Annotated in this window: 19 protein-coding genes; 3 read left to right on the forward strand and 16 right to left on the reverse strand. The window is 73.2% G+C overall.

Annotated elements, in window-relative coordinates; genetic code table 11:
* Window positions 1-19: 19 nt before the first annotated feature.
* The 6 genes from OG357_RS05060 to OG357_RS05085 all read right to left on the reverse strand — a co-directional run bounded on the left by OG357_RS05060 (window position 20) and on the right by OG357_RS05085 (window position 5,577).
* On the reverse strand, window positions 20-775 hold the full coding sequence (locus tag OG357_RS05060) for a GntR family transcriptional regulator (protein ID WP_329619982.1): 756 nt from the start codon (window positions 773-775) through the stop codon (window positions 20-22).
* Window positions 776-800: 25 nt separating this feature from the next.
* Window positions 801-1,454, reverse strand: coding sequence for an HAD family hydrolase (locus OG357_RS05065; RefSeq protein ID WP_329619983.1), 654 nt, complete (start codon window positions 1,452-1,454; stop codon window positions 801-803).
* The gene (locus OG357_RS05070) at window positions 1,451-2,524 is read right to left on the reverse strand and encodes an ABC transporter ATP-binding protein (RefSeq protein ID WP_329619984.1); all 1,074 of its coding nucleotides are present in this window, start codon (window positions 2,522-2,524) and stop codon (window positions 1,451-1,453) included. The genes OG357_RS05065 and OG357_RS05070 overlap by 4 nt, the downstream gene beginning before the upstream one ends.
* A complete protein-coding gene (locus OG357_RS05075) occupies window positions 2,521-3,354 on the reverse strand; it encodes an ABC transporter permease (protein WP_329619985.1) in 834 nt (277 codons plus the stop codon). Before OG357_RS05075 ends, OG357_RS05070 begins: the two co-directional genes overlap by 4 nt.
* Window positions 3,342-4,223: an ABC transporter permease gene (locus OG357_RS05080; protein WP_329625489.1), complete on the reverse strand. Its 882-nt coding sequence runs from the start codon at window positions 4,221-4,223 to the stop codon at window positions 3,342-3,344. The genes OG357_RS05075 and OG357_RS05080 overlap by 13 nt, the downstream gene beginning before the upstream one ends.
* Before the next feature lie 133 nt (window positions 4,224-4,356).
* The gene (locus tag OG357_RS05085; RefSeq protein ID WP_443066626.1) at window positions 4,357-5,577 is read right to left on the reverse strand and encodes an ABC transporter substrate-binding protein; all 1,221 of its coding nucleotides are present in this window, start codon (window positions 5,575-5,577) and stop codon (window positions 4,357-4,359) included.
* A gap of 144 nt (window positions 5,578-5,721) precedes the next feature.
* On the opposite strand from OG357_RS05085, the gene OG357_RS05090 reads away from it, so the two are divergent.
* From OG357_RS05090 to OG357_RS05100, 3 genes are read left to right on the forward strand one after another with little or no spacing between them, the layout of a single operon-like run.
* Window positions 5,722-6,126, forward strand: coding sequence for a GntR family transcriptional regulator (locus OG357_RS05090; RefSeq protein WP_329619986.1), 405 nt, complete (start codon window positions 5,722-5,724; stop codon window positions 6,124-6,126).
* A complete protein-coding gene (locus OG357_RS05095; protein WP_329619987.1) occupies window positions 6,123-7,019 on the forward strand; it encodes an ABC transporter ATP-binding protein in 897 nt (298 codons plus the stop codon). Before OG357_RS05090 ends, OG357_RS05095 begins: the two co-directional genes overlap by 4 nt.
* Window positions 7,016-8,026, forward strand: coding sequence for a transporter (locus OG357_RS05100; protein WP_329619988.1), 1,011 nt, complete (start codon window positions 7,016-7,018; stop codon window positions 8,024-8,026). The genes OG357_RS05095 and OG357_RS05100 overlap by 4 nt, the downstream gene beginning before the upstream one ends.
* A gap of 131 nt (window positions 8,027-8,157) precedes the next feature.
* On the opposite strand, the gene OG357_RS05105 is transcribed toward OG357_RS05100, so the two are convergent.
* The 10 genes from OG357_RS05105 to OG357_RS05150 all read right to left on the reverse strand — a co-directional run bounded on the left by OG357_RS05105 (window position 8,158) and on the right by OG357_RS05150 (window position 20,038).
* Window positions 8,158-9,096, reverse strand: coding sequence for an ATP-grasp domain-containing protein (locus tag OG357_RS05105; protein WP_329619989.1), 939 nt, complete (start codon window positions 9,094-9,096; stop codon window positions 8,158-8,160).
* 333 nt (window positions 9,097-9,429) lie between these two features.
* The gene (locus tag OG357_RS05110; RefSeq protein WP_329625490.1) at window positions 9,430-9,846 is read right to left on the reverse strand and encodes an ankyrin repeat domain-containing protein; all 417 of its coding nucleotides are present in this window, start codon (window positions 9,844-9,846) and stop codon (window positions 9,430-9,432) included.
* 14 nt (window positions 9,847-9,860) lie between these two features.
* Window positions 9,861-10,994, reverse strand: a complete 1,134-nt coding sequence (locus OG357_RS05115; protein WP_329619990.1) for a M48 family metalloprotease — start codon at window positions 10,992-10,994, stop codon at window positions 9,861-9,863.
* A gap of 366 nt (window positions 10,995-11,360) precedes the next feature.
* Window positions 11,361-11,912 carry a Pycsar system effector family protein gene (locus tag OG357_RS05120; RefSeq protein ID WP_329619991.1) on the reverse strand — a complete coding sequence of 184 codons (552 nt, stop codon included), beginning with the start codon at window positions 11,910-11,912 and terminating at the stop codon, window positions 11,361-11,363.
* Window positions 11,909-13,126 (reverse strand): PE-PGRS family protein, encoded by a 1,218-nt coding sequence (locus tag OG357_RS05125; RefSeq protein ID WP_329619992.1) that lies wholly within the window; start codon window positions 13,124-13,126, stop codon window positions 11,909-11,911. The genes OG357_RS05120 and OG357_RS05125 overlap by 4 nt, the downstream gene beginning before the upstream one ends.
* A 102-nt stretch (window positions 13,127-13,228) precedes the next feature.
* Window positions 13,229-15,601 carry a hypothetical protein gene (locus OG357_RS05130; RefSeq protein WP_329619993.1) on the reverse strand — a complete coding sequence of 791 codons (2,373 nt, stop codon included), beginning with the start codon at window positions 15,599-15,601 and terminating at the stop codon, window positions 13,229-13,231.
* The gene (locus OG357_RS05135; RefSeq protein WP_329619994.1) at window positions 15,598-16,491 is read right to left on the reverse strand and encodes a hypothetical protein; all 894 of its coding nucleotides are present in this window, start codon (window positions 16,489-16,491) and stop codon (window positions 15,598-15,600) included. The genes OG357_RS05130 and OG357_RS05135 overlap by 4 nt, the downstream gene beginning before the upstream one ends.
* A 177-nt stretch (window positions 16,492-16,668) precedes the next feature.
* Window positions 16,669-17,355, reverse strand: coding sequence for a Crp/Fnr family transcriptional regulator (locus tag OG357_RS05140; protein ID WP_329619995.1), 687 nt, complete (start codon window positions 17,353-17,355; stop codon window positions 16,669-16,671).
* A gap of 159 nt (window positions 17,356-17,514) precedes the next feature.
* Complete coding sequence (locus tag OG357_RS05145) at window positions 17,515-18,285, reverse strand: helix-turn-helix transcriptional regulator (protein WP_329619996.1); 771 nt, start codon at window positions 18,283-18,285, stop codon at window positions 17,515-17,517.
* Window positions 18,286-18,316: 31 nt separating this feature from the next.
* Window positions 18,317-20,038 carry an amidohydrolase gene (locus OG357_RS05150; protein WP_329619997.1) on the reverse strand — a complete coding sequence of 574 codons (1,722 nt, stop codon included), beginning with the start codon at window positions 20,036-20,038 and terminating at the stop codon, window positions 18,317-18,319.
* Window positions 20,039-20,077: the final 39 nt, after the last annotated feature.

Below are 20,077 nucleotides of genomic sequence, written 5' to 3' on the forward strand. Positions count from 1 at the left end.
GGCTCGAAGGGGCGCCGGTTCAGGACCCGAGCCGGCGTCCCAGCGCGCTCGTCGCCGTCGAACTCTGCATCGTGAAGGCCACCGTCCCCGGCAGGTAGCGGTCCTGGGACCACTCCACCGGGTTCCCGGCCGGGTCGGTGGAGTGCCGCCGCTCCCGCAGCAGGGACTCCCCCGCCCGGCAGCCGAGCAGCTCCGCGTCGTCGGCGTCGGCCGGCACGAGGTCGATGGTGTGCCGGGCGTCGGTGAACAGCACGCCGTGCAGCTCCAGTTGCTCCGAGTGCGAGACCGTGTCCAGCGGCATCGCGGCCACCAGCTCCCCGATCCGCTCCGGGTACGTCGTCCGCTCCACCATCACCGGCGTGCCCGCGAGCGTCCGCAGCCGCCGCACCCGGTAGACGGGCGCGCCTTCCGCGACGCGCAGCTTCCCGGCCTCCTCCGCGTCCGCCGGGACCCGGTCGACGGCCACGATCCGGCCTCCCGGCTCCTCGCCGAGCGAGCGCGCCCAGCGGGTGAAGGAGCGCAGTTCGCCGAAGCTGTGCAGCCGGGGCCCGCCGAGTACCACCCGGCGCGAGCCACGCCGTGAGGTGATGAGCCCGTCGGTCCGCAGCGCGGCCAGCGCCTGGCGGACCGTTCCTCTGGACACGCCGTAGCGGCGGGCCAGTTCGTCCTCGGCGGGCAGCTTGGCCCCCGAGCCGTACTCGCCCGCCGAGATGGCGGTCCGCAGATCGGCGGCGACCGTCAGATACAGCGGCGTCCTGCCCCGTCCCTCACTCACACGCCCACCCTGTCACGGACTTGCCTCAACGGACCAGGGAGATCAACATCTCGGGGTCCACCTCGGTCAACGAGTCCGCGAGCGTGACGCCTTCGGTGCCGGCGAAGTCCACGAGCGGTTCCGTCGAGGGCACGGCGAGCACCCGGCAGCCCGCGGCGACCGCCGAGGCGACCCCGGTCGGGCTGTCCTCGACGGCCACGCAGCGGGCCGGTTCGACGCCGAGCGCGCTGGCCGCCGCCAGGTACGGATCGGGTTCGGGCTTCGTGCGTACGGTGTCCTCGGCGCCGAACAGGACGTCGAAGCGGTGTCCGTCCAGGGTGTCCGCGACCTGGGCGACGACCGCGCGCGGCGAGGCCGACACGAGCGCCGTCGGGACCCGGCGGGCGCGGAGCGCGGCGAGGAGCCGCAGGGCGCCCGGCCGGGGCACGGCGGCCACTTCCAGCCGGGCGGCGAAGTCCGCGCCCAGCTCGGCGGCGAGCTCCGCCGCCGGAGCGTCCAGGTGCTCCTGGAGCAGGGCGGCCGTGTCCTCCACCGACCGTCCGGTCACCGCCCTGCGGTGCTCGGCGTCGAGGGTGCGGTCCCGGCGTGCGGCGGCCGCCTCGACCACGTCGAGCCAGACGCCTTCGGTGTCGACGAGCGTCCCGTCCATGTCGAAGAGGACGGCCTGGAGCCGGGTCATCGGGCACCGCCCGCGGCGGCGAGGACGACGGGCCGCCGCCGGGGCCGTACGGTGACGGCGGCACCGGGCGTCAGCGGGGCGGCGGCGTGCGTCGGCACGTCGGCCTTGACATCCGTACCGTCGGCCAGGGTGACGCGGACGCGGGTGGTCGGTCCGTGGAACGCGGTGGCGACGACGCGTCCCGTACCGTCCTCCGCCGCCTCGATCTCCAGGGCCTCGGGGCGGACGAGTGCGGTGACCGGGCCGGAGCCGGCGGGGCCCTCGACGGGGAGCCGTACCCCGAGGACGTCGACGGAGCCGTCGCCGTCGGCGTGGCCCGGCATCCGGTTCATGGTGCCGATGAACTCGGCGACGAAGTCCGTCGCGGGACGCTCGTACAGCTCGGTCGGCGAGGCGCACTGTTCCAGGCGGCCGCCGTTCATGACCGCGACCCGGTCGGCCATGGACAGCGCCTCCTCCTGGTCGTGGGTGACGAAGACGGTGGTGATGCCCAGCTCCAGCTGGAGCCGGCGGATCTCCTCGCGCAGCGTCAGCCGCACCCGCGCGTCGAGCGCCGACAGCGGTTCGTCGAGCAGCAGGAGCCGGGGGCGCAGCGCGAGTGCGCGGGCGAGCGCGACGCGCTGCTGCTGGCCGCCGGAGAGCTGGTGCGGGAAGCGGTCGCCGTGGCCGGCAAGGCCGACGAGTTCGAGCAGTTCGCCCGCGCGCGCCCGCCGTTCGGCGGTCCTGACCTTGCGCATCCGCAGCCCGAAGGCGACGTTGTCGGCGGCCGTGAGGTGCGGGAAGAGGCTGTACGACTGGAACACCATCGCCGTGTCGCGACGGTCGGCGGGCACCGGCACGATGTCCTCGCCGTCGAGCAGGACCTGGCCCTCGTCGGGCCGCTCGAAGCCGGCGAGGACACGCAGCGCGGTCGTCTTTCCGCAGCCGGACGGGCCGAGCAGGGCGAGGAGTTCGCCGGGGGCGACGTCGAGGTCGAGGCCGTCGAGCGCGAGGGCGGAGCCGAAGGACCGGCGCAGGCCGCGGATCCGGAGGGCGGCGCCGGTGCGCACCGGCTGGTCGAGCACGGTCATCGGGAGGTCTTTCCTTCGGAGGTACGAGAAGAACGCGGCGAGCGGCGGCGGTTGCCCACCGTGGTGAGGGCGAGCAGCAGCACCCAGGTCAGCAGCAGGCTCAGCAGCGAGACGGCCACGGAGAGCCGGGCGTCCGAGCCGGACGCCTGCACGATCCAGACCGCGAAGGGCTGGAAGCCGAGGAGCGAGGCGACCGTGAACTCGCCGAGCACCAGCGCGAGCGTGAGGAACGAGGCGTTCAGGAGGGTGCCCCGCAGATTGGGCAGGACGGCCGAGACGAGCGCCCGCGGCCAGGACGCGCCGCAGTCCCGCGCGGCCTCGACCAGGGTGCGGACGTCGACGGAGCGCAGCCCCGCGTCGAGCGCGCGGTAGACGAAGGGCAGCGCCATCACTACGTACGCGAGGACGAGGACCAGAGGGAAGTCGGGGTTCTGGACGGCCACGAACGTCTGGTAGAGAGGGGTCGTGGACAGCTTCTCGGGGCCCCAGCGCAGGACGGTGCCGAGGCCGGCGGTCAGCGCGACGGGCGGCACGACCAGCGGCAGGGTGCAGACGACTTCCAGGACCGCGCGCAGCCGGGGCGCCGAGAGGCGGGCCGCGACCGCCGCGGGGACGGTGACGAGGAGGACGAGGGCGACGGTCGCCGCCGCGAGCCCCAGCGAGAGGAGCAGGCTGCCGGTGAAGCCGGGGGCCGTGAAGATCCGGGTGTAGGAGGACAGGGTGAGCCCCTGTCCGGGGATGTTCACGGTGAAGACGGTTGAGGCGAGCAGCGGCACCAGGAAGTAGACCCCGGCGAGCAGGAGGACGAGGGGGCGTCCTAGGCGAGCCATCGGGTGCTCCTTCGCTGGAGGGGGAGGTGGACGGCCATCACGAGCGCCGCGACGACGACCATGTCGAGGCTGAGCGCGAGGGCGACGTTCTCCTGGCCGACGAGGACGTTCCCGGAGAGCGCGTCCGCGATCTGGAGGGTCACGAGGGGTACGGAGCTGCCGACCATGGCGGCGGCCGTCGCGTACGCGGCGAAGGCGCTGCCGAAGAGCAGCACGAAGCCGCCGAGGAGCGACGGCAGCAGCACCGGAAGGCCGACGTGGCGCCAGTACTGCCAGGCGGAGGCGCCGCAGTCGCGGGCCGCCTCCCGCCACTGGACGCGCAGTCCGTCGAGCGCGGGCGCCACGGTCAGCACCATCAGCGGCACCAGGAAGTACAGGTAGGTGAGGGCGAGGCCCCAGAAGCCGTACAGCGACCAGCCGTGGTCGGCGAGGCCCAGGCTCGTGGTGAGGACGCCCGCGTTCCCGAGGGTCGCGACGAACGCGAAGGCGAGGGGGACGCCGCCGAAGTTGGCGAGCACGCCGGAGGCGGTGAGCACGGCCTCGCGGAGGGCGCGGCCGCGGGAGGAGACCACGGCCTGGGCGAGGAGCAGCCCGAAGAGGGTGCCGGCCGCGGCGGTGAGCGCGGACAGCTCGATGCTGCCGATGAGGGCGGTGCGGTAGGCGCCGTCGACGGACCGGGTGAGGTTGTCGAGGCCGTACGAGCCGTCGGCGACGGTGAAGGCGCCGTCGGTCATGGCGAGCGCCGGCAGCCCGAAGGCGAGGCCGACGACGAGGAAGAGGGGCAGGGCGGCGAGCCAGCCGCCCGGGCGGGGGCGGCGGCGGGCCGCCCGCCGCGCGGGGGCGGATGACGTGGCGGGGCCGTCGGTCATGGGGGAACCGGCGGTCCCGCGGGCGGTGCCGGAGGGGGACCCATCGGGCCCGGCGCCCGCCGGGGCCGGCCGCGCGTCGTGCGCGCGGACGGCCCCGGACGGGGCGGTGGAGGAGTGCGAAGTCATCGACGGGTCACCCGGAGACGGCCGCGGACCAGCCCTGCGACAGGGTCTCCTTGGCCTTCGACGTCTGCTGCTCGGTGGGGAACTTCGGCGTGCCCGTGACCTTCGGCAGCGCCGCGGCGGCCGTCTTGTCGAGGGTGCCGTCGGCTTCCATGGCGGGCATGAGGACGGGCCGGGCGTAGCCCTTGAGCCACAGGTTCTGGCCCTCGGCGCTGTAGAGGTACTCCTGCCACAGGCGGGCGGCGGCCGGGTGCGGGGCGTCCTTGTTGACGGCCTGCGAGTAGAACTGGGCGTAGACGCCGTCCGTGGGGACGGCGACCTTCCAGTCGACGCCCTTCGAGGCGAACTGCTCGGCGTAGCCGGCGTTCAGGTAGTCCCAGTCGATGGAGATGGGCGTCTCGCCCTTCTCGACCGTGGCGGGGGTCGACTCGACCGGGTTGTAGTTGCCGTTCTTCTTCAGCTTGCCGAAGAAGTCGATGCCCGGCTTGATGTCGTCGAACGAGCCGCCGTTGGCCAGGGCCGCCGCGTACACGCCGCCGAAGGCGGAGCCGGACTTGGTGGGGTTGCCGTTGAGGGCGACCTGCCCCTTGTACTCGGGCTTGAGCAGGTCGGCGAAGGTCTGCGGGCAGACCTTGACGCGCTTGGCGTCGCAGCCGATGGAGACGTAGCCGCCGTAGTCGTTGAACCAGCGGCCCTGCGGGTCGCGCTGCGTCTCGGGGATCTTGTCGAAGGCGGCGACCTTGTACGGGGCGGTGAGGCCCTGCTCGCCCGCGGCCTGGGCGAAGGAGGCGCCGAGGTCGAGGACGTCGGGTGCGCGGTCCTGGCCCTTGCGGGACTTCACCGCGTTGATCTCGTCCTGGCTGGAGCCGTCGGGGTTCTCGACGTTCACCTTGATGCCGTACTTCGCGGTGAAGCCGTCGATGAGCGCACCGTAGTTCGCCCAGTCCCGGGGGATGGCGATCGCGTTGAGCGTGCCTTCCTTCTTCGCGGCGGCGACCAGGGCGTCCATGCCGCCGGCGTCGGCCGCGGAGGCCGCCGTGGCGAGGTTCTTGCCGTCGGCGCCGACGGCGTCCTTCGTGGGGGCGGCGCCACAGGCGGTGAGGGACAGGGCGGTCAGGCCGAGGGCGCCGACGAGGATCGCGGCGCGGGCAGCGGAGGTCACGCGTACTCCATGAGGGGTGGGGGCGAGGCCAAGCTGTATGAACAACTGTTGTCCATACAACTCCTGCATTACGGAGGGCCCCGGTGTCCCGCCGGTGAACGCGGGGCGACACCCGCCCGACCATTCCCCGGCGGATCGGGCCCGGGCAGGCCCGGCGAGCGCCGACCCTTGCCTGAACGATCGAGAGAGCTATAGTGCTAGGCAACTAGATAAATGGAGGAACCGGTGATTGAGTTCCACCTGAACAGCCGGTCCGGCCTGTCCCCGTACCAGCAACTGGTCCAGCAGGTCCGGCACGCACTGCGCCTGGGCCTCCTGAAGGAGGGGGACCGGCTGCCGACGGTCAAGGACGTGGCGAAGCAGATGGCGGTCAACCCGAACACGGTGCTCAAGGCGTACCGCGAGCTGGAGCACGACGGCCTGGTGGCCGCCCGCCCCGGCGTCGGCACGTTCGTCACGCGGACGCTGGCCGACGGCACGCTCGCCGCGCACGGGCCACTCCGCAAGGAGCTGGAGCGCTGGCTGACCAAGGCCCGCCTGGCCGGGCTCGACGACGAGAGCATCGAGGCGCTGTTCGTGAACACCTTTCGTCACGCCGCCGGAGAGGAAGTAGCGTGAGCACTGTCCTGCGAGCCCAAGGCCTGGGCAAGAGGTACAAGCAGCGCTGGGCGCTGCAGAACTGCGACCTGGACGTCCCTGCCGGGCGGGTGGTCGGCCTGGTCGGCCCCAACGGCGCGGGCAAGTCGACCTTGCTGAACCTGGCCTCCGGCATGCTGACCCCCACGGCCGGCACCATCGATGTGTGCGGTGGCCGTCCCGCCGAGGGTGTGGAACAGCTGGCCAAGGTCGGCTTCGTCTCCCAGGGCGCTCCGACCTACTCCGCGCTGAGCGTCGCCGACCACCTCGACTTCGGCAGGCGCCTCAACCCGAACTGGGACGACGACCTGGCGCGCGACCGGATCCGCCACCTCGGTCTGGACCCCAAGCAGCGGGCCGGCAAGCTGTCCGGCGGCCAGCGCGCGCAGCTCGCTCTCACCCTGGGCATCGCCAAGCGCCCGGAGCTGCTCATCCTGGACGAGCCGGTCGCGGCCCTGGACCCGCTCGCCCGACGGGAGTTCATGCAGGACCTGATGGAGGCCGTCGCCGAACAGGAGCTGAGCGTCGTGCTCTCCTCCCACCTGGTCTCCGATGTGGAGCGGTCCTGCGACTACGTCATCGTGCTGGTCGACTCCCGGGTGCAGGTGGCCGGTGACATCGACGACCTGATCGCCTGCCACCACCGGCTCACCGGACCGCGCCGGGACCCGGACACGCTCCCGTCCGGTGTGCACGTCATCACCGCCAGCCACACGGACCGGCAGACGACCCTCCTGGTGCGCGCCGACACCGCGGTCCACGACCCGTCCTGGACCGTGAGCCCGCTCGGTCTGGAGGACATCGTCCTGGCCTACATGACCCGGCCCGCCGATGCGGTGCGCGACACCCGACCCGCACTGGAGGTCCTCCGATGATCTGGCTGACCTGGCGCCAGTTCCGTACCCAGGCCGCCGTGATGCTCGCCGCGGTGGCCGCCCTCGCCACCGCTCTCGCGGTCACCGGCCCGCAGCTGGCCGACCTCTACCGAGCTGCCGGCAGCCGCCTGGTGGACCAGGTCTCCAGTGCGGACCAGTCCCTCTACTACACCGGACTGCTGGTCGTGCTCGCCGTACCGGCGGTGATCGGGATGTTCTGGGGCGCGCCGCTGATCTCCCGTGAACTGGAGACCGGCACCCACTACCTCGCGTGGAACCAGGGCGTCACCCGCACCCGCTGGCTGGCGACCAAGCTGGGCCTCGGCGCGGCGGCCTCCATGACCGCCGCCGGACTGGCCGCACTCGCGGTGAGCTGGTGGAGCAGCCCCATCGACCGGGCAGTCAACGGCGGTGGCGCGACGGACACATACTTCCCGCGGCTCGACCCCGTGGCCTTCGCCTCACGGGGTGTCGTCCCCGTGGCCCATGCCGCTTTCGCGTTCGTCCTGGGCGTCGCCCTCGGCCTTGCCATCCGCCGCACCCTGCCCGCGATGGCCACCACGTTCGCCCTCTACGTGGCCGTCCAGCAGTTCGTCGTGCCGATGTGGATCCGGCCCCATCTGGCCGCCACGGAGCGGACCACCGTGCCGATCGAGCCCGACGGCGCCCCCATCAGCATCCAGGACGGCGCCAAGGAGATCGTCGCGCATCTCGAAGCGCCCGGCGCCTGGCTCACCTCACAGCAGACGGTGAACGCCGCCGGTCAGCCGGTCCCCGTGCCGTCGTCCTTCGCCGACTGCCTGCGCACCGAGTCGGGCCCGCCCACCCTGCAGCAGGTCGACGGCTGTGTCGCCGACCTCGGCGCCCTGGGCTACCAGCAGCAGGTGACGTACCAGCCCGCCGGGAACTTCTGGGTCCTTCAATGGGCCGAGACCGGGCTCTACCTCGGCCTCGCCCTGGCCCTGGCCGGGTTCTGCGCCTGGTGGATCCGTCGCCGAGTGACCTGACGGCGCCGGTCCCCGTACGGGCGTAACGGTGAGGGGCAGCCGGAACCCGGCTGCCCCTTGCGCGCGCGGCCGCACCGGGCCGAGGCACTGCCGACCCCGGGCGCTTCCTACGGCGCCGGATTCGGTGGCGTTCAGCCGGATGCTTCGAGGCGGCTGCGGCAGGCGAGGGCGATGGCTGCGGCGATACCGGGCATGTCGGGCCTCCAGGTGGGGTTGCAGTTCACCTCGCACACGGTGAAGGAACCGTCCGCTTCGAAGAGGAGATCGACGCCGGCGACGCCGAGGCCGATGACGTCCGCCGCTGCGACGGCCAGCGCCTCCGCCTCCGGATACCGGCCCGTGCAGACCGTGTGGGTCCCGCCCTGCGCCAGGTTGGAGACGAGTCGGTCGTCACCGGCTGTGCGCACGGCGGCGGCCACGGCCCGGCGGTCGACCACGATGACGCGCAGGTCCCGGCCGTGGGAGTGGGCGACGTACCGCTGGAGGAGATAGGGGTGCCGGTCGTCCAGACTGCCCACCACGGCTCGCAGCGACTTGTCGTCGGCGGAAAGGAAGACCCTTCTGCCACGGTGGCCGCGCACGGCTTTCACCACGCAGGGCTGCGGCACACCGCTGCCGACCACGTGCTCCAGCGGCGCGTCGGTGTGGGTGCGGGTGTCGGGGACGGGGATGCCCGCGGCGGCGAGCTGTTGAAGGTGCCAGAACTTGTTCGCCGCCGCCATGACCGCCTCGGCGGGGTTGATCACCTGCGTGCCCATCGTGGCCAGGTGCCGCAGCAAGGTGACTTCTCTGTCGGCCGACAGCTGAGGCGTCGACAGGCGGGCGTAGGCCACGGCGGGCGCGGGGACGGGTCGCCCGCTGGTGTCGGCGAGTGTGAGCCGTCCGCCTTCCACGCCGAGGACGAGCCGACTGCTGCGGACGACCGCGGCCTGGTGCCCGAGCTCCGCGGCGAAGGAGGCCATGAGCGACGACGTGACCGGACCCGGGTTACCACCGGCGGCACCGTCCGCGCCCGGGCTGAGCCCAGGGCACAGCAGCAGCCACACACGCGCTTCGTCCACTGACGACATGGCCGTCCCTTCGCCCACGGGTGCCTCCTGCCAGTCACGACAGATGATAGGGCGAGCATCCACCGACGTCCGCCGCGGCGCCGGGATGCGTCAACGCCGCGCGCGACAAGCGATCTGATCGCCCGACCGGAGGAACCCGCCCCCCATCTGACGACTCGCCTCAGCGCAACGACCGTAGCGGCCCCGTCCGACACCAGCCGCCGCGACGCGGGCAGGGTCGTTCGGGCTGGTGGTGGCGGGGCTGATGGGCCGACCACGCCGTTGCAGCACTGGGGCATGTTGCGAAAGCGAGTGCTGAGGTCGCGCCGGCTACGGAGCCGGGTGAGCTGTCGGTCACGCCCCTGCTGCCCGGAAGATTTCCGCAGTGTCAGGGTGAGGGCCGTCGTTCGCCCACTCCAGCGGGGACTGGCCTGTGCCGTGGTCTTCGCGAAGGTGGGGATCGGCGCCATGCGCCAACAACTGCCGGACCGTTTCGGCGTGCCCCCAGCAGGCGGCTGCGCACAGCGGTGTGCCCTCCGAGCCGAGGCCGCTGCTTTCGGTGTCGGGAGAAGCCCCGGCTTCCATGAGCAGACGAGCTATCTCGGCCTCGCCCTGCACCGAAGCCAGGTACAGCGGAGTGGTGCCGTCACTGTTCCGTCTCTCTGGACTCGCTCCCCTGCGCAACAGGGCCTTCGTGTGCATGGCGTCACCTGTCAGGACTGCCTCGAAGAGGCGGCGGGAGAGCTTGCCGAGCGCCTGTCCGACCCTGATCCGCCGGACAGGTTCTAGGAGGCCGAGCGCTGGATCTGCTGGGACATGACGAGCCGGACGTTCCGCAGGCGCGTCTCGGTGTTCGTGTGCGCTGCCCGGGCCACGAGACGCCCGCTGCCCGCGGCCTTCCAGGACTCCGGGTAGGGCTGTCCTGCAGGGGGCTGCCCGGGGGACGGCTGCGGGTACGCCGGCGGCATCCCCGGGGGCAACGGCATCGGCTTCGGCACGGGCGTCGCCGTCGCCTGGGCCTCCGCCATGAGGACCGTCTCCAGCGCCTGGCCGAACCCGAGCCCCACCGCGTACGCGTCGGCGCGGAACTCGGCCCGCCGGTGCAGCCACGCGATGAGCAGCGGACCGGCCGCCACCGGTAGGACGAACCACCAGTGCCCCTCCACGAACGTGAAGACGAAGAGGAACTGAACGATCATCAGCGAGAGGCAGCCGCCGCAGGCGACACCGGCCCAGTGCCTCGTCCGGAAGAGGAGGAAGAGGAGGGCGAGGATGCCCCGCCCGGCCGCCCGCGCGGGCAGGGCGTACCAGTCGGCCAGCATGGCCGCCCAGGTGTGACCGCCCACGTGGTGCCCGAGCTCGTGCGCGAGCACCGCGCCCAGACGGGAGTTGGGCAGCCGCTCCATCGCGTGCCGGGTGACGGCGACGATGTGCCCGGCGGCGGCCGTCGCGTTCAGCTCGGTGCGCTCCTGGATCCAGAGTTCGTACGTCTCCTGGTCCACGCCCGCGCGCCGGGTCACCTGCTCCCACACCACGTCCAGCCGCCGGGCCTCCTCCGGGGTGGGCCGGCGCATCCCGAACAGGCGCCGGGCGATGGCCGATTCGACCTTGCGATGGAAGACCAACGGCCCGGAGAGCAGCCAGACCACAGGCACGACGACCGCGAGGACGGGGTTGACCAGAGCGGACAGGAAGGTGACCACGCCCAGGCTGATCAACCCGATGGGCAGGGTCACGAGGAGATGGGACAAGGCGGCGCCGTCGATCCCCCGCTGTACGGCCTTCACCATCCGGCGGCCGTGGTCCAGGGCCAGGTCGTCATGGCTGACGACGAGCCCCGGAACCGGCGGGGGCGGGGTCGGGGTCGGGGAGGGAGGCTGCTCGGCGGCAGCCGTCGGCACGTACGCGTCGACGGGCACCGCCGCGCCGGGGTAGGCAGGCGCTACCGCACCACCCGGGTACACAGGCGGAGCCGACTCCCCCGGATACGCGGGCGGAGCATCCCCCGAGTGGGCGGGAGGCGGATCCTCTCCCGGGTATGGCGGAGGAGCGGGCTCACCCGGGTATGACGGGGGCGGCGTCGCCTCCCGGTGTGCGGGCGGCGCGGGCGCCTCTCCGGGATACGGAGGGGGTGTTCCCCGCTCTCCCGGATACGGGGGCGTGACCTCCTCCCCCGGATACGGCGGCGGGACGTCCTCGTGGTCGGACATGTCGATGTGTCTCCTGACGGTTTTGCGTGACGAATCGTCGACGGCGCCGCCCGCACGCGCTGCGGCCCCTCCGTCTCAGCCGGCGAGCAGCGCGCCGGGCAGCAGCACCAGCGCCAGCGTGAACCCGGCGATGCCCACCCTCAGCCATTCGTACTTGATGGAGACGATCCGGCTGTTCTCCATGAGCGAGGCGATGACGGCGGCCCTGGGGGCACGGTCGGTCTCCCGCAGCGCTTCCTCCAGGACCTCCTGGCCTCGGCGGGCCGCGCCGCGGATGTCCGCGAAGTGGGTGAGGGGGTCGCCCGGCTGCCAGCCGACCGTCCGGTACCGGGGTACGACGGCCATGAGCAGGGCCGCGAGCGAGACGACGAAGCAGGCGGCCCCGGCCCACCACAGCACCTGGCCCACCCCCGAGAGGTCGGTCGGGTGCCAGCCGCGCGCGGCGAGCACGCCGACGAGCGCGGCTGCGGCCATGCCCTGCGCCGCCACCAGGATGGAGCCCTTGGTGTCGGCGCGGACGGCCTCCTGCCGCAGTTCGCCCAGGAGCCGCTCGGCCGCGCCCTGCGACAGGTGCTGTGCCTCCGGTACGGGTACGGGACCCGCTGCTTCGGGCGCGGTCTCGCTCATCGCGGCGGCTGCCGGGGCGTGTTGTAGCCGAAGACGGGCGCGTCCTCCGGTGGGGCCTCGGCTGCCGCGGTTCCTGCTCCTGCTCCGGTTCCGGTTCCGGCTCCGGCTCCGGCTCCGGGCAGCTGCTCCTCGGCGGGGACAGGGGCCGGGGCCGGGACCGCGGGCCGCGGCTGCGCCGGGCCCGGGGAGAGTTTCGCGCCCAGGACTTCCTTGATGACGTTGGCCGCGAGCCGGCGCGGTTCGTCCATCTGGTGCTCCTCCAGGCCGCCCGGCCCGCCGCCGAGCGCCTGGATGGCGACCGTCAGCTGGTTCTTCATCACCAGCAACTGGTCCTGGCGCAGGTTCTCCATCACGAGCCGGGCGTCCTCGGGGTGCCGGGCGAGCTGGAAGGCCATCGCGGCCGGGCCGCCGCGCTCCAGGTAGTAGGCGTAGTAGTCGATCTTCTTGGCCTCGATCTCCTGGAGCTCCAGCTCCTGCTGCCCGCGGGCGAGGCTGCGCTCGTGGTCGAGCTCCTGCTGCTGGAAGTCGATGCGGTGCTGCTGCCGGCCCTGCACGAGCGCGCGTTCCGCGGCCAGTTCGTCCTCCCGCATGAGCAGCGCGTGCTGCGGTTCGAGCTTCTCCCGCGCGAACGCGATCTCGCGCATCTGGCGTTCCTGTTCGAGGGCCGCCTCGTCCCGCCGGATCTGCAGGATGCAACGGACGTCGAGCCCGGCCCGCGCGCCCAGCGGCCCGGTGGCCTCGATGGCCTTGCGGGCGTGGGATTCGGCCGCCGCGCTGTCCTCCATGGCGAAGCCGCGGAGCACGGGCCGGACGGCCTGCTCGACGAGGCGCTGCACCATGGCCGGGACGTTCCGCTCGCCGCTCGCCACGAAGGCGGCCGGGTCGAGGACCTGCCAGGTGCAGCTGAGGGACACCTCGAACAGGAAGGCGTCGCGCTGACTGGGGATGGCGAGGAGGGTGGCGGCCTCGTGCCACCCCATGTCCACCTCGTACACGCTGGTCCAGCGCCGGGTGGCGAGGTCCGTACGGCTCGGGCGGCTCGGCGGCAGATAGGTGTCGAGGCTTCCCTGGGCCGTGGTGAACACGAGGGCGTGGTCGATGCGCGTGGCGCGCAGCGGCTTGAAGCGGGACAGCTCCTGGATCGTGACCACCGGGTCGACGAGTGCGGTGTGGCGGTTCGCGTCCTGCTGCCACTGGGGCGGCTGGCTCATCATGGTGACTTGGGCTCCTTGGGACCGTGCTGGCGGCGTGCGCCCGAGAGCTCACGCCGAAGATGTACGCGGGGCGGTTTACGCGGGGGGGGGTACGCGGGCGGTCTACGCCGGGGTACGGGCGTCCGCGTCCCGTGGCGCGGACACCAGGACGAGGGCGCGCAGCCGGAGGGCCACGGAGGGCGGGGCGGCGTCGCCCTCGCTCCGCAGGTTCTCCAGCAGGTACACCAGGCGCCTGTGGTCCTCGGTGGAGACCGCGAGCAGCGGCAGCAGATCGGCGAGCGCGGTCTCGGCTCCCCGGTCGTCCTCGGCACCGCGGACCCATTGGCGCAGGGTGACGAGTCCGGACGCGGAACACTCGGGGTCGTTGAGGACGCCGCGCCACAGCGCGGCGAGGGCGTGCCGCAGCACCGCCCCGCCCGTGCCGGGTGTCGCGTCGCTGCGTGCGAACAGATCGAGCAGCAGAGGACGTCCCGTACCGCCGGGCCCGTCCGTGGGTCCGCAGGCATGGACCGTGGCGCGCAGCGCGAAGTCCCTCGTGGTGCCGCGCATCAGGGGCGGCAGCGCGCCCCACAGGCCGGCGACGGTGTCCCAGTCGTCGCGCGCGGCCGCTTCCTGGCCCGCGGCGAGGAGCAGGGCGGCGGCGGACTGGGCGAGTTCGTCGCGTTCGTTAGCCCAGCCGCGGGCGGGACCGCCGCGGGCCTCCAGGCCTCGTACGGCCTCGGTGAGCGCGGCGAGCGCCTCCGCGGGGAAGGCGTCCCCGACCAGGGCGTAGCCGCGGACGGCCGTCCAGCGGAGCCGGTGGTCGGGGGCGACGCACCACTCCGCGAGGATGCGGGAGACGTGCGGGGCGCCCAGGTGATGGGCGAGGGCCAGGGCGTTGGCGGCGGCGAGCCGGGCGCGCAGCCGGCGGTCCGCCGCCCAGGAGCGGATGAGGAGCGCCATGGCCGACGGCAGGTCGGCCTCGGCCATGACCGCGGCGGTGGCGGCGGCGCGGGTCCGGACGACGGGCCGGGGGTCGTCGGCGAGGCGGCGCAGCCACGCCACGAGCGCGGGCCGGGCCGAGGGGTGGCCCGTCCAGACCTCGCGCAGCAGGGTGATGGCGGTGAGCCTGTCCCTGAACTGCACCTTCGTCTGGAGCACCGGGCCCCACTCGGTCTCCTCCGGCTCCTGGTAGCGGTCGGCGAGTGCCTGCTCGACGCGTTGGGCGCTGGAGGTGCCGAAGACGGGGATGCGGGCGGGTTCCCCGGGGTTCTCGATGCGCTGGAGGAGGGCGAAGAGGACGTCGCTCAGTTCGGCGGTGAGGGGGTACGGAGCCTCGTCGAAGGTGGCGAGGGCGATGAGGAAGGCCTTGTCGTGCAGGCTGTGGTCCGCGCTGTCGAACCACTCCCTGACCTGGCGTTCGGCGGCGTAGTGGCCGAACGCGCCGAGCTCGGCCAGGGACACCGTGCCGCGGGCGTGGCCGGCGACGCGTTCGGCGAAGCGGGCCGTGTCGGCGACCGGCCGGTGGTGGGCGAGGACGGCTCGTACCTCGGCGAGGGCGAGGAGTTCGTCGACGGTCCGTCCTGCCAGGTCCTTGTGCCTGAGGTGTCCGGCGAGCAGGGCGGCGGGCTCGGGCGGCTCCCAGGGAACCGGGCTCACACTGCCGTGGACGACGGGGTGGGGTCCGACGACGACGACGAGGTGACTGTCGGCGGCGTGGAGCCGTTCGCCGAGGGCGCGGATGTGGTGTTCGCGCAGGGGGCGTTCGGCGGTGGTGACGAAGTCGGCGACGAGATGGCCGCAGCCTTCGCGGAGCTCTCCGGCGAGCCGGCCCGGCGGGAGCGCCGGGTCGAGGGCCCGGTAGGAGCGGGAGCCGGCGGCGCGGAGCAGCATGAGGGCGGCCGCGCGGCGGCCCGTGGTGGCGGGCCCGGAGAGGACGGCCACGCGGTGTGCGCGGAGTCCGGCGAGAGCGAGGGCGAAGGGGCTACCGGGCTGCCACGGCTCGTCGGGTAAGTCCGCGTCGGGGCCGCCGTCGACCGGGGCGGTCCCGCCGACGTACGCCGCCGCGTCCTCCCCCTTCTCCACGGGGTGGACGAAGGTCCGCGCGAGTGCCTCGACTTCGGTACGGGGGATCTCGCCGGAGCGTTCCTCGGTGTCGCCGCCGAGGTGGTACTCCACTTTGCTGCCGCCGAGGATGACGTCTCCGGTGACCTGTCCGCCGCTGACACCGTGCTGGTCGCCGCCGACCAGCGAACCGCCGATGCGGGCGGAGTGGCCGAGCATGATGCCGGGGCTGTGCCGGTAGAGGTCGCGGCGGGAGTCCCAGGCGTGCTCCGTCTCGCTGTCGGCGCCGGCCGACTCGTCGGCGCCGGTGGTCGCGTCGGCGCCGGTGGTCGCGTCGGCGGTCCCGTCCGGGGTGTGGGGGTCCGTCGCGGCCCGGTCCGGGTGCGGGCCCTGCCCGTCCGGGTCGGCCTGGTGGTCCTGGGGTGTGTTCACGACCGGCTCCCGTCGGTGGGGTCGTCCTCGGCACGGGTGCCGCCGAGGACGACGTCACCGGTGACCTGTCCGCCACTCACGCCGTGCTGGTCGCCGCCGACGAGCGAGCCGTGGATCACGGGCGCACCGTGGAAGTGGAACACGGCCCCGGCGGCCGGCGCCTGCGGAGCCCCTGCGGGCGCGGGCGCGGGGGCGGGTGCAGCAACGGCCGCAGGTACGGGGGCAGACCCGGCGGCAGGTACGGGGGCAGACCCGGCCGCAGGAGCCGCGGCGGGCGCGGTGGCAGCCCCGGGGGCCCGGTCCGCAGCGGCGCCCTGGTGGATCCAGGCGGGCAGGACACCGTCCTTCACAGTGACGTCCGCACGCCGGAAGAGTTCCGGCCGTACCCCTCGGTGGCCGTGCCGGACCACGCCCTCGTACACCGGTGCGCTCACCGCGAGGACGCAGTGCTCGTCCCCGCGCTCGGCGAGGGCGGACCGCAGGACGTCCGCGTCGAGCAGCCGGCAGGCCTGGTTGAGGTCGTGGCCGACGAGTCCCCCGGTCGTCCCGGCGTGCGGGTCGTGGGCCACCTCGCCGGCGGCGAGGACGATCCTCAGCCGCATCTGGGCGCTGTCCGAGGCGAGCAGGTTGTGCTCGTGGAGGAGTTCGGGGGTGGTGGTGAGCAGCGACCGCAGGAGCACGGTCTTCGCCACGTCCCCGCTGAGCAGCACGATCAGACCGTCGCCGCGGTCCTCGCAGTACTGCTGGGTGGCCTCGACGCCGGCAGCCTGGAGCGTCTGGTCCACGATCTTGTTGAAGGTGCGCCGCAGGACGGCCTGCACCACGTCGTCGCGACGGCTGAACCGCTCGATGTCGAGCAGCAGGATGGTCCGGTTGACAGGCTCGCGCATGGCCGCCTTCCGCTGGAGACGCTGGTGAAACGGCCCGCTCGGGGCCTTGTGGACATCAAGAAGATGCCAGGGGAGGGGAGTTCGAGGCGACGGAACCTAGCACACTCGTTATGTGACCATGTGCACAGAACGGGTCCGGCGCCGGCCGGTCCCGCGGCCCTCGACGGGCCTTTCCGGTCAGCCGTTCCCGGAGCGCGCCATCTGCCGGAGTACGTCAGGTCGTACGACGACGATCCCGCGCCGCCCGGTCCGTACGATGCCCCGCTCCCGTAGCTGCTTGAGGAGTCGCGCGACCGCCTCGCGCGAGGCGCCGACCGAGCCCGCGAGTTCGCTCTGACTGAGACCGGCGGTGAGCTGGACGCCGTCCTCCGACTCCTCGCCGTGGGTACGGATCAGTTCGAGCAGGAGCAGGGCGAGCCGCTCCTGCACGGCGAGCGAGGCGAACTGCACACGCCGCCGGTCACCGGCGCGCGTGCGGTCGGCGGTGAGGGCCAGCAACTTCCGTGCGATGCCGGGCCGTTCGTCGAGGAGGGCGCCGAACCGCTCGGCGTCGACGGCGAGTGCCTCGACGGGTTCGAGCGCGATGACGGTCGCGCCGCGCGGCCGCCCGCTGAGCAGGGCCTGCTCGCCGACGATGTCGCCGGGTCCTCGGAGCGCGAGGAGTGCCTCGTATCCGTTGGGCGCCGCGGAGGTCACCTTGGCCCAGCCGGAGAGGATGATCAGGACGTGGGTCGAGGGCTCGTGCTCCCGCAGCAGGATCTGCCGTGCGGGGAAGGCGAGGTGGCCGCCGCCGCGGAAGAGCTCCTGCCGGTCTTCGGTGTCCAGGCTTGCCACGAAGGGGACTTGGTCCTCGAACTGCGTCAACTGTCTCTCCCGACTGCCTCTTCGGGCCTTGCACGACCGGGGCTTGCACGACTGGGCCTTGCACGACCAGGCCTTGCACGACCGGCGATGCACGACCGGGCGATCCACGCCCCGGCGATCAGCCGGGAGGTTAGCGCATCCGTGATCCGGCGGCTCACGTCACGGGGAGGGTTCGATTCCCCAGGCGGCGGCCCGGGCGGCGGCGGCCGCGCGGTTGGGGAGATCGAGCTTGGCGAGGATGTGCTCGATGTGCGTACCCACGGTGCGCGGCGTGATGTACAGCCGTTCGGCTATCTCGCGGTTGGTGCGGCCGGCGGTCAGCTCGGCGAGCACCTGGAGCTCCCGCGGGGAGAGCCCGCCCGGCCGCCGCGCGCCGCCCTCGGTGGGGGCGGCGAGCTCTTGAGACGGCGCGGCCGCGCGGGCATCGACGGCCGCGGCGAGGGCCTCGGTGAGCAGGGTGACCACGGCGCGCGCCGGATCGGGCGTGCGCCGTGGTCCGCGGGTGCTGACGTTGAGCATGCCGACGTACCGGCCGTCGGCGGCGAAGAGGCACTGGGCCACGCCGTCCTCGATCCCGAGGGGGCTCAGCACCTCCTGGAAGCCCGGCGACGCCGCGAGGAGCCGCCGGGGGACGTCCCTGAGCCAGAGCCCGCCCCGGTCCGGGCCGCGAAGCACGGGGAACACCGGGTCGCGGTGGAGGCGGGTCTCGATGTAGGCCGTGGCGTCGTCCGGGTAGCTCCCGGCCAGGGTGGTGTGGCACCGGCGCAGGGGATCCCAGCGGGCCAGGGAGGCGTGGTCGTACGCGATGACCTCGGACAGCGCGGCCAGGACCGTGTCGACGCCGGCCGCGCCGCTCGTGGCGCTCCTGGCGGCCTCACGGACATGGACGGCCGCGTCCAGGATGTCCGTCGTGCTCCGCGCTGCTGCCATCCCCCCAGGATGATCATCTGCCCGGAATACGTCAATCGCGCAGGGTGTCGTGCACGACACGTCCGTCCACGACGGTGAGGACGACGGGCATGTCCGGGATGTCGTGCGGGTCGGCGGTGAGCAGGTCCCCGTCGAGCACGCAGAGGTCGGCGGCCTTTCCGGGCTCCAGGGAGCCCTTCCAGTCGTCGGCGAAGTCCTGCCAGGCCGCGTCGATGGTGTACGTACGGAGCGCCTCGGCCAGGCCGATGCGCTGCTCGGGCCCGCTGACCCGGCCGGTGGCCTTCGACTCGCGCAGCAGCATGGTGGCGACGCCCTGACGCCAGTCCGGGTGGGTGACGGGCGCGTCGGATCCGCTTGCGACCCGCACGCCCGCGTCGAGGGCGTCGCGGTACGGCCAGGCGTAGGCGGCGCGTCCGGTGCCGACGAACTCCTCCTCCATGTCGGCGACGGTCCACTTGATGGTGGGGTTCATGTTGACGCCGAAGTCGTGCGCGGCGAGGACCTTCATGCTGTGCGCGGTGAGGAAGTCGCCGTGGATGACGTAGTGGCGGGCGTCGGGGCGCGGGTGTTCGGCCGCGGCGGCGGCGAAGGCGTCCGCGACGGTGTCGCCGGCCCGGTCGCCGGTGACGTGGACGCCCAGCTGGTACCCGGCGGCGTGGGCGTGCCGGATCATGGCGCCGATCTCGGCGATCCGGTCGGCGTCGGTCTCGCCGCCGACGCAGAGGGAGCCGCAGCCGCCGCCGACGTACGGCTCGTGCATCCAGGCCGTCTTGTTGGGGACGATGCCGTCGCCGAAGATCTTGACTCCGTGGATCGCGAGGCGGCGCGGATCGGCGGCGCCGGACTCGCCGGACTCGCCGGACTCGCCGAGTGCGGTGAGGGTGCGCGCGAACTCGTCCGCCGTGCTCGCCATTCCGGTGGGCAGGAGCAGGACACCGACGCGGGCGGTCAGTTCGCCGTCGGCGAGCAGCCGGCGGTAGGCGTCGAGGGTCTCCCCGCCGAGCGCGCCCCGCATGATGCCGTCGCCGCCGGGGCCGAGGCCGGGCTCGGTGTAGCTGGTCACACCGAGCCGGGCGAGCGTGGCGAGGGCCGATCTGATCGCGTCGGTCCGCTCCTGGCGGCTGAGCGGCGGCAGCGCGTTCTGGACGAGGGCCTGGGCGCCCTCGTGAAGCAGCCCGGTCGGCTCCCCGGCCTCGTCCACGACGATGGCGCCGCCGGGCGGGGCGACGGTGTGCCGGTCGATCCCGATGAGCTCCAGCGCCTTGGAGTTGACCCAGGTGGCGTGGCCGGAGAAGGAGTAGAGGACGACGGGGTGGTCCGGGCTGACGGCGTCGAGGTCGTGGAGCGAGGGCTGCCGTGTCGGGTGGGAGACGCACTCGTCGAGGTAGCCGGTGTCCCAGCCGTGCCCGGTGATCCACTGCCCGTCCGGAACCCGTCCGACGGCTTCCCGTACGACCTCGGCCACGTCCGCGAGGGAGGACACGGCGGGGTGGGCGACGTCGAGGGAGAGCGGCGGCGTCGCCATGCCGAAGGCGCATCCGTGCAGGTGGGAGTCGTTGATTCCGGGAAGCAGCGTCGCCCCCCGCAGGTCGACGACACGGGTGTCGGGTCCGACGAACGGCGCCACGTCGTCCCGCCCGCCGACGGCACTGATGGTCCCGCCGGTCACCGCCAGGGCCGAGGCGACGGAGAACTCCGCGTCGACGGTGAGCACCCGTCCGCCGAGAAACACCAGATCCGCATACGTGTCCACAGAAGGTCCTTTCCACAACCGGGCGCGCCACGGCCGCCC

It is taken from the genome of Streptomyces sp. NBC_01255 (assembly GCF_036226445.1).
Classification (GTDB): domain Bacteria; phylum Actinomycetota; class Actinomycetes; order Streptomycetales; family Streptomycetaceae; genus Streptomyces.

Excerpts from the sequence above, each read along its gene's own strand:
- OG357_RS05085 (WP_443066626.1), bottom strand. The coding sequence starts at position 5,577 with ATGCAGGAGTTGTATGGACAACAGTTGTTCATACAGCTTGGCCTCGCC.
- OG357_RS05075 (WP_329619985.1), bottom strand. The coding sequence starts at position 3,354 with ATGGCTCGCCTAGGACGCCCCCTCGTCCTCCTGCTCGCCGGGGTCTAC.
- OG357_RS05080 (WP_329625489.1), bottom strand. The coding sequence starts at position 4,223 with ATGACCGACGGCCCCGCCACGTCATCCGCCCCCGCGCGGCGGGCGGCC.
- OG357_RS05090 (WP_329619986.1), top strand. The coding sequence starts at position 5,722 with ATGGAGGAACCGGTGATTGAGTTCCACCTGAACAGCCGGTCCGGCCTG.
- OG357_RS05120 (WP_329619991.1), bottom strand. The coding sequence starts at position 11,912 with ATGAGCGAGACCGCGCCCGAAGCAGCGGGTCCCGTACCCGTACCGGAG.
- OG357_RS05145 (WP_329619996.1), bottom strand. The coding sequence starts at position 18,285 with ATGGCAGCAGCGCGGAGCACGACGGACATCCTGGACGCGGCCGTCCAT.
- OG357_RS05065 (WP_329619983.1), bottom strand. The coding sequence starts at position 1,454 with ATGACCCGGCTCCAGGCCGTCCTCTTCGACATGGACGGGACGCTCGTC.
- OG357_RS05135 (WP_329619994.1), bottom strand. The coding sequence starts at position 16,491 with ATGCGCGAGCCTGTCAACCGGACCATCCTGCTGCTCGACATCGAGCGG.
- OG357_RS05125 (WP_329619992.1), bottom strand. The coding sequence starts at position 13,126 with ATGATGAGCCAGCCGCCCCAGTGGCAGCAGGACGCGAACCGCCACACC.
- OG357_RS05070 (WP_329619984.1), bottom strand. The coding sequence starts at position 2,524 with ATGACCGTGCTCGACCAGCCGGTGCGCACCGGCGCCGCCCTCCGGATC.
- OG357_RS05100 (WP_329619988.1), top strand. The coding sequence starts at position 7,016 with ATGATCTGGCTGACCTGGCGCCAGTTCCGTACCCAGGCCGCCGTGATG.
- OG357_RS05105 (WP_329619989.1), bottom strand. The coding sequence starts at position 9,096 with ATGTCGTCAGTGGACGAAGCGCGTGTGTGGCTGCTGCTGTGCCCTGGG.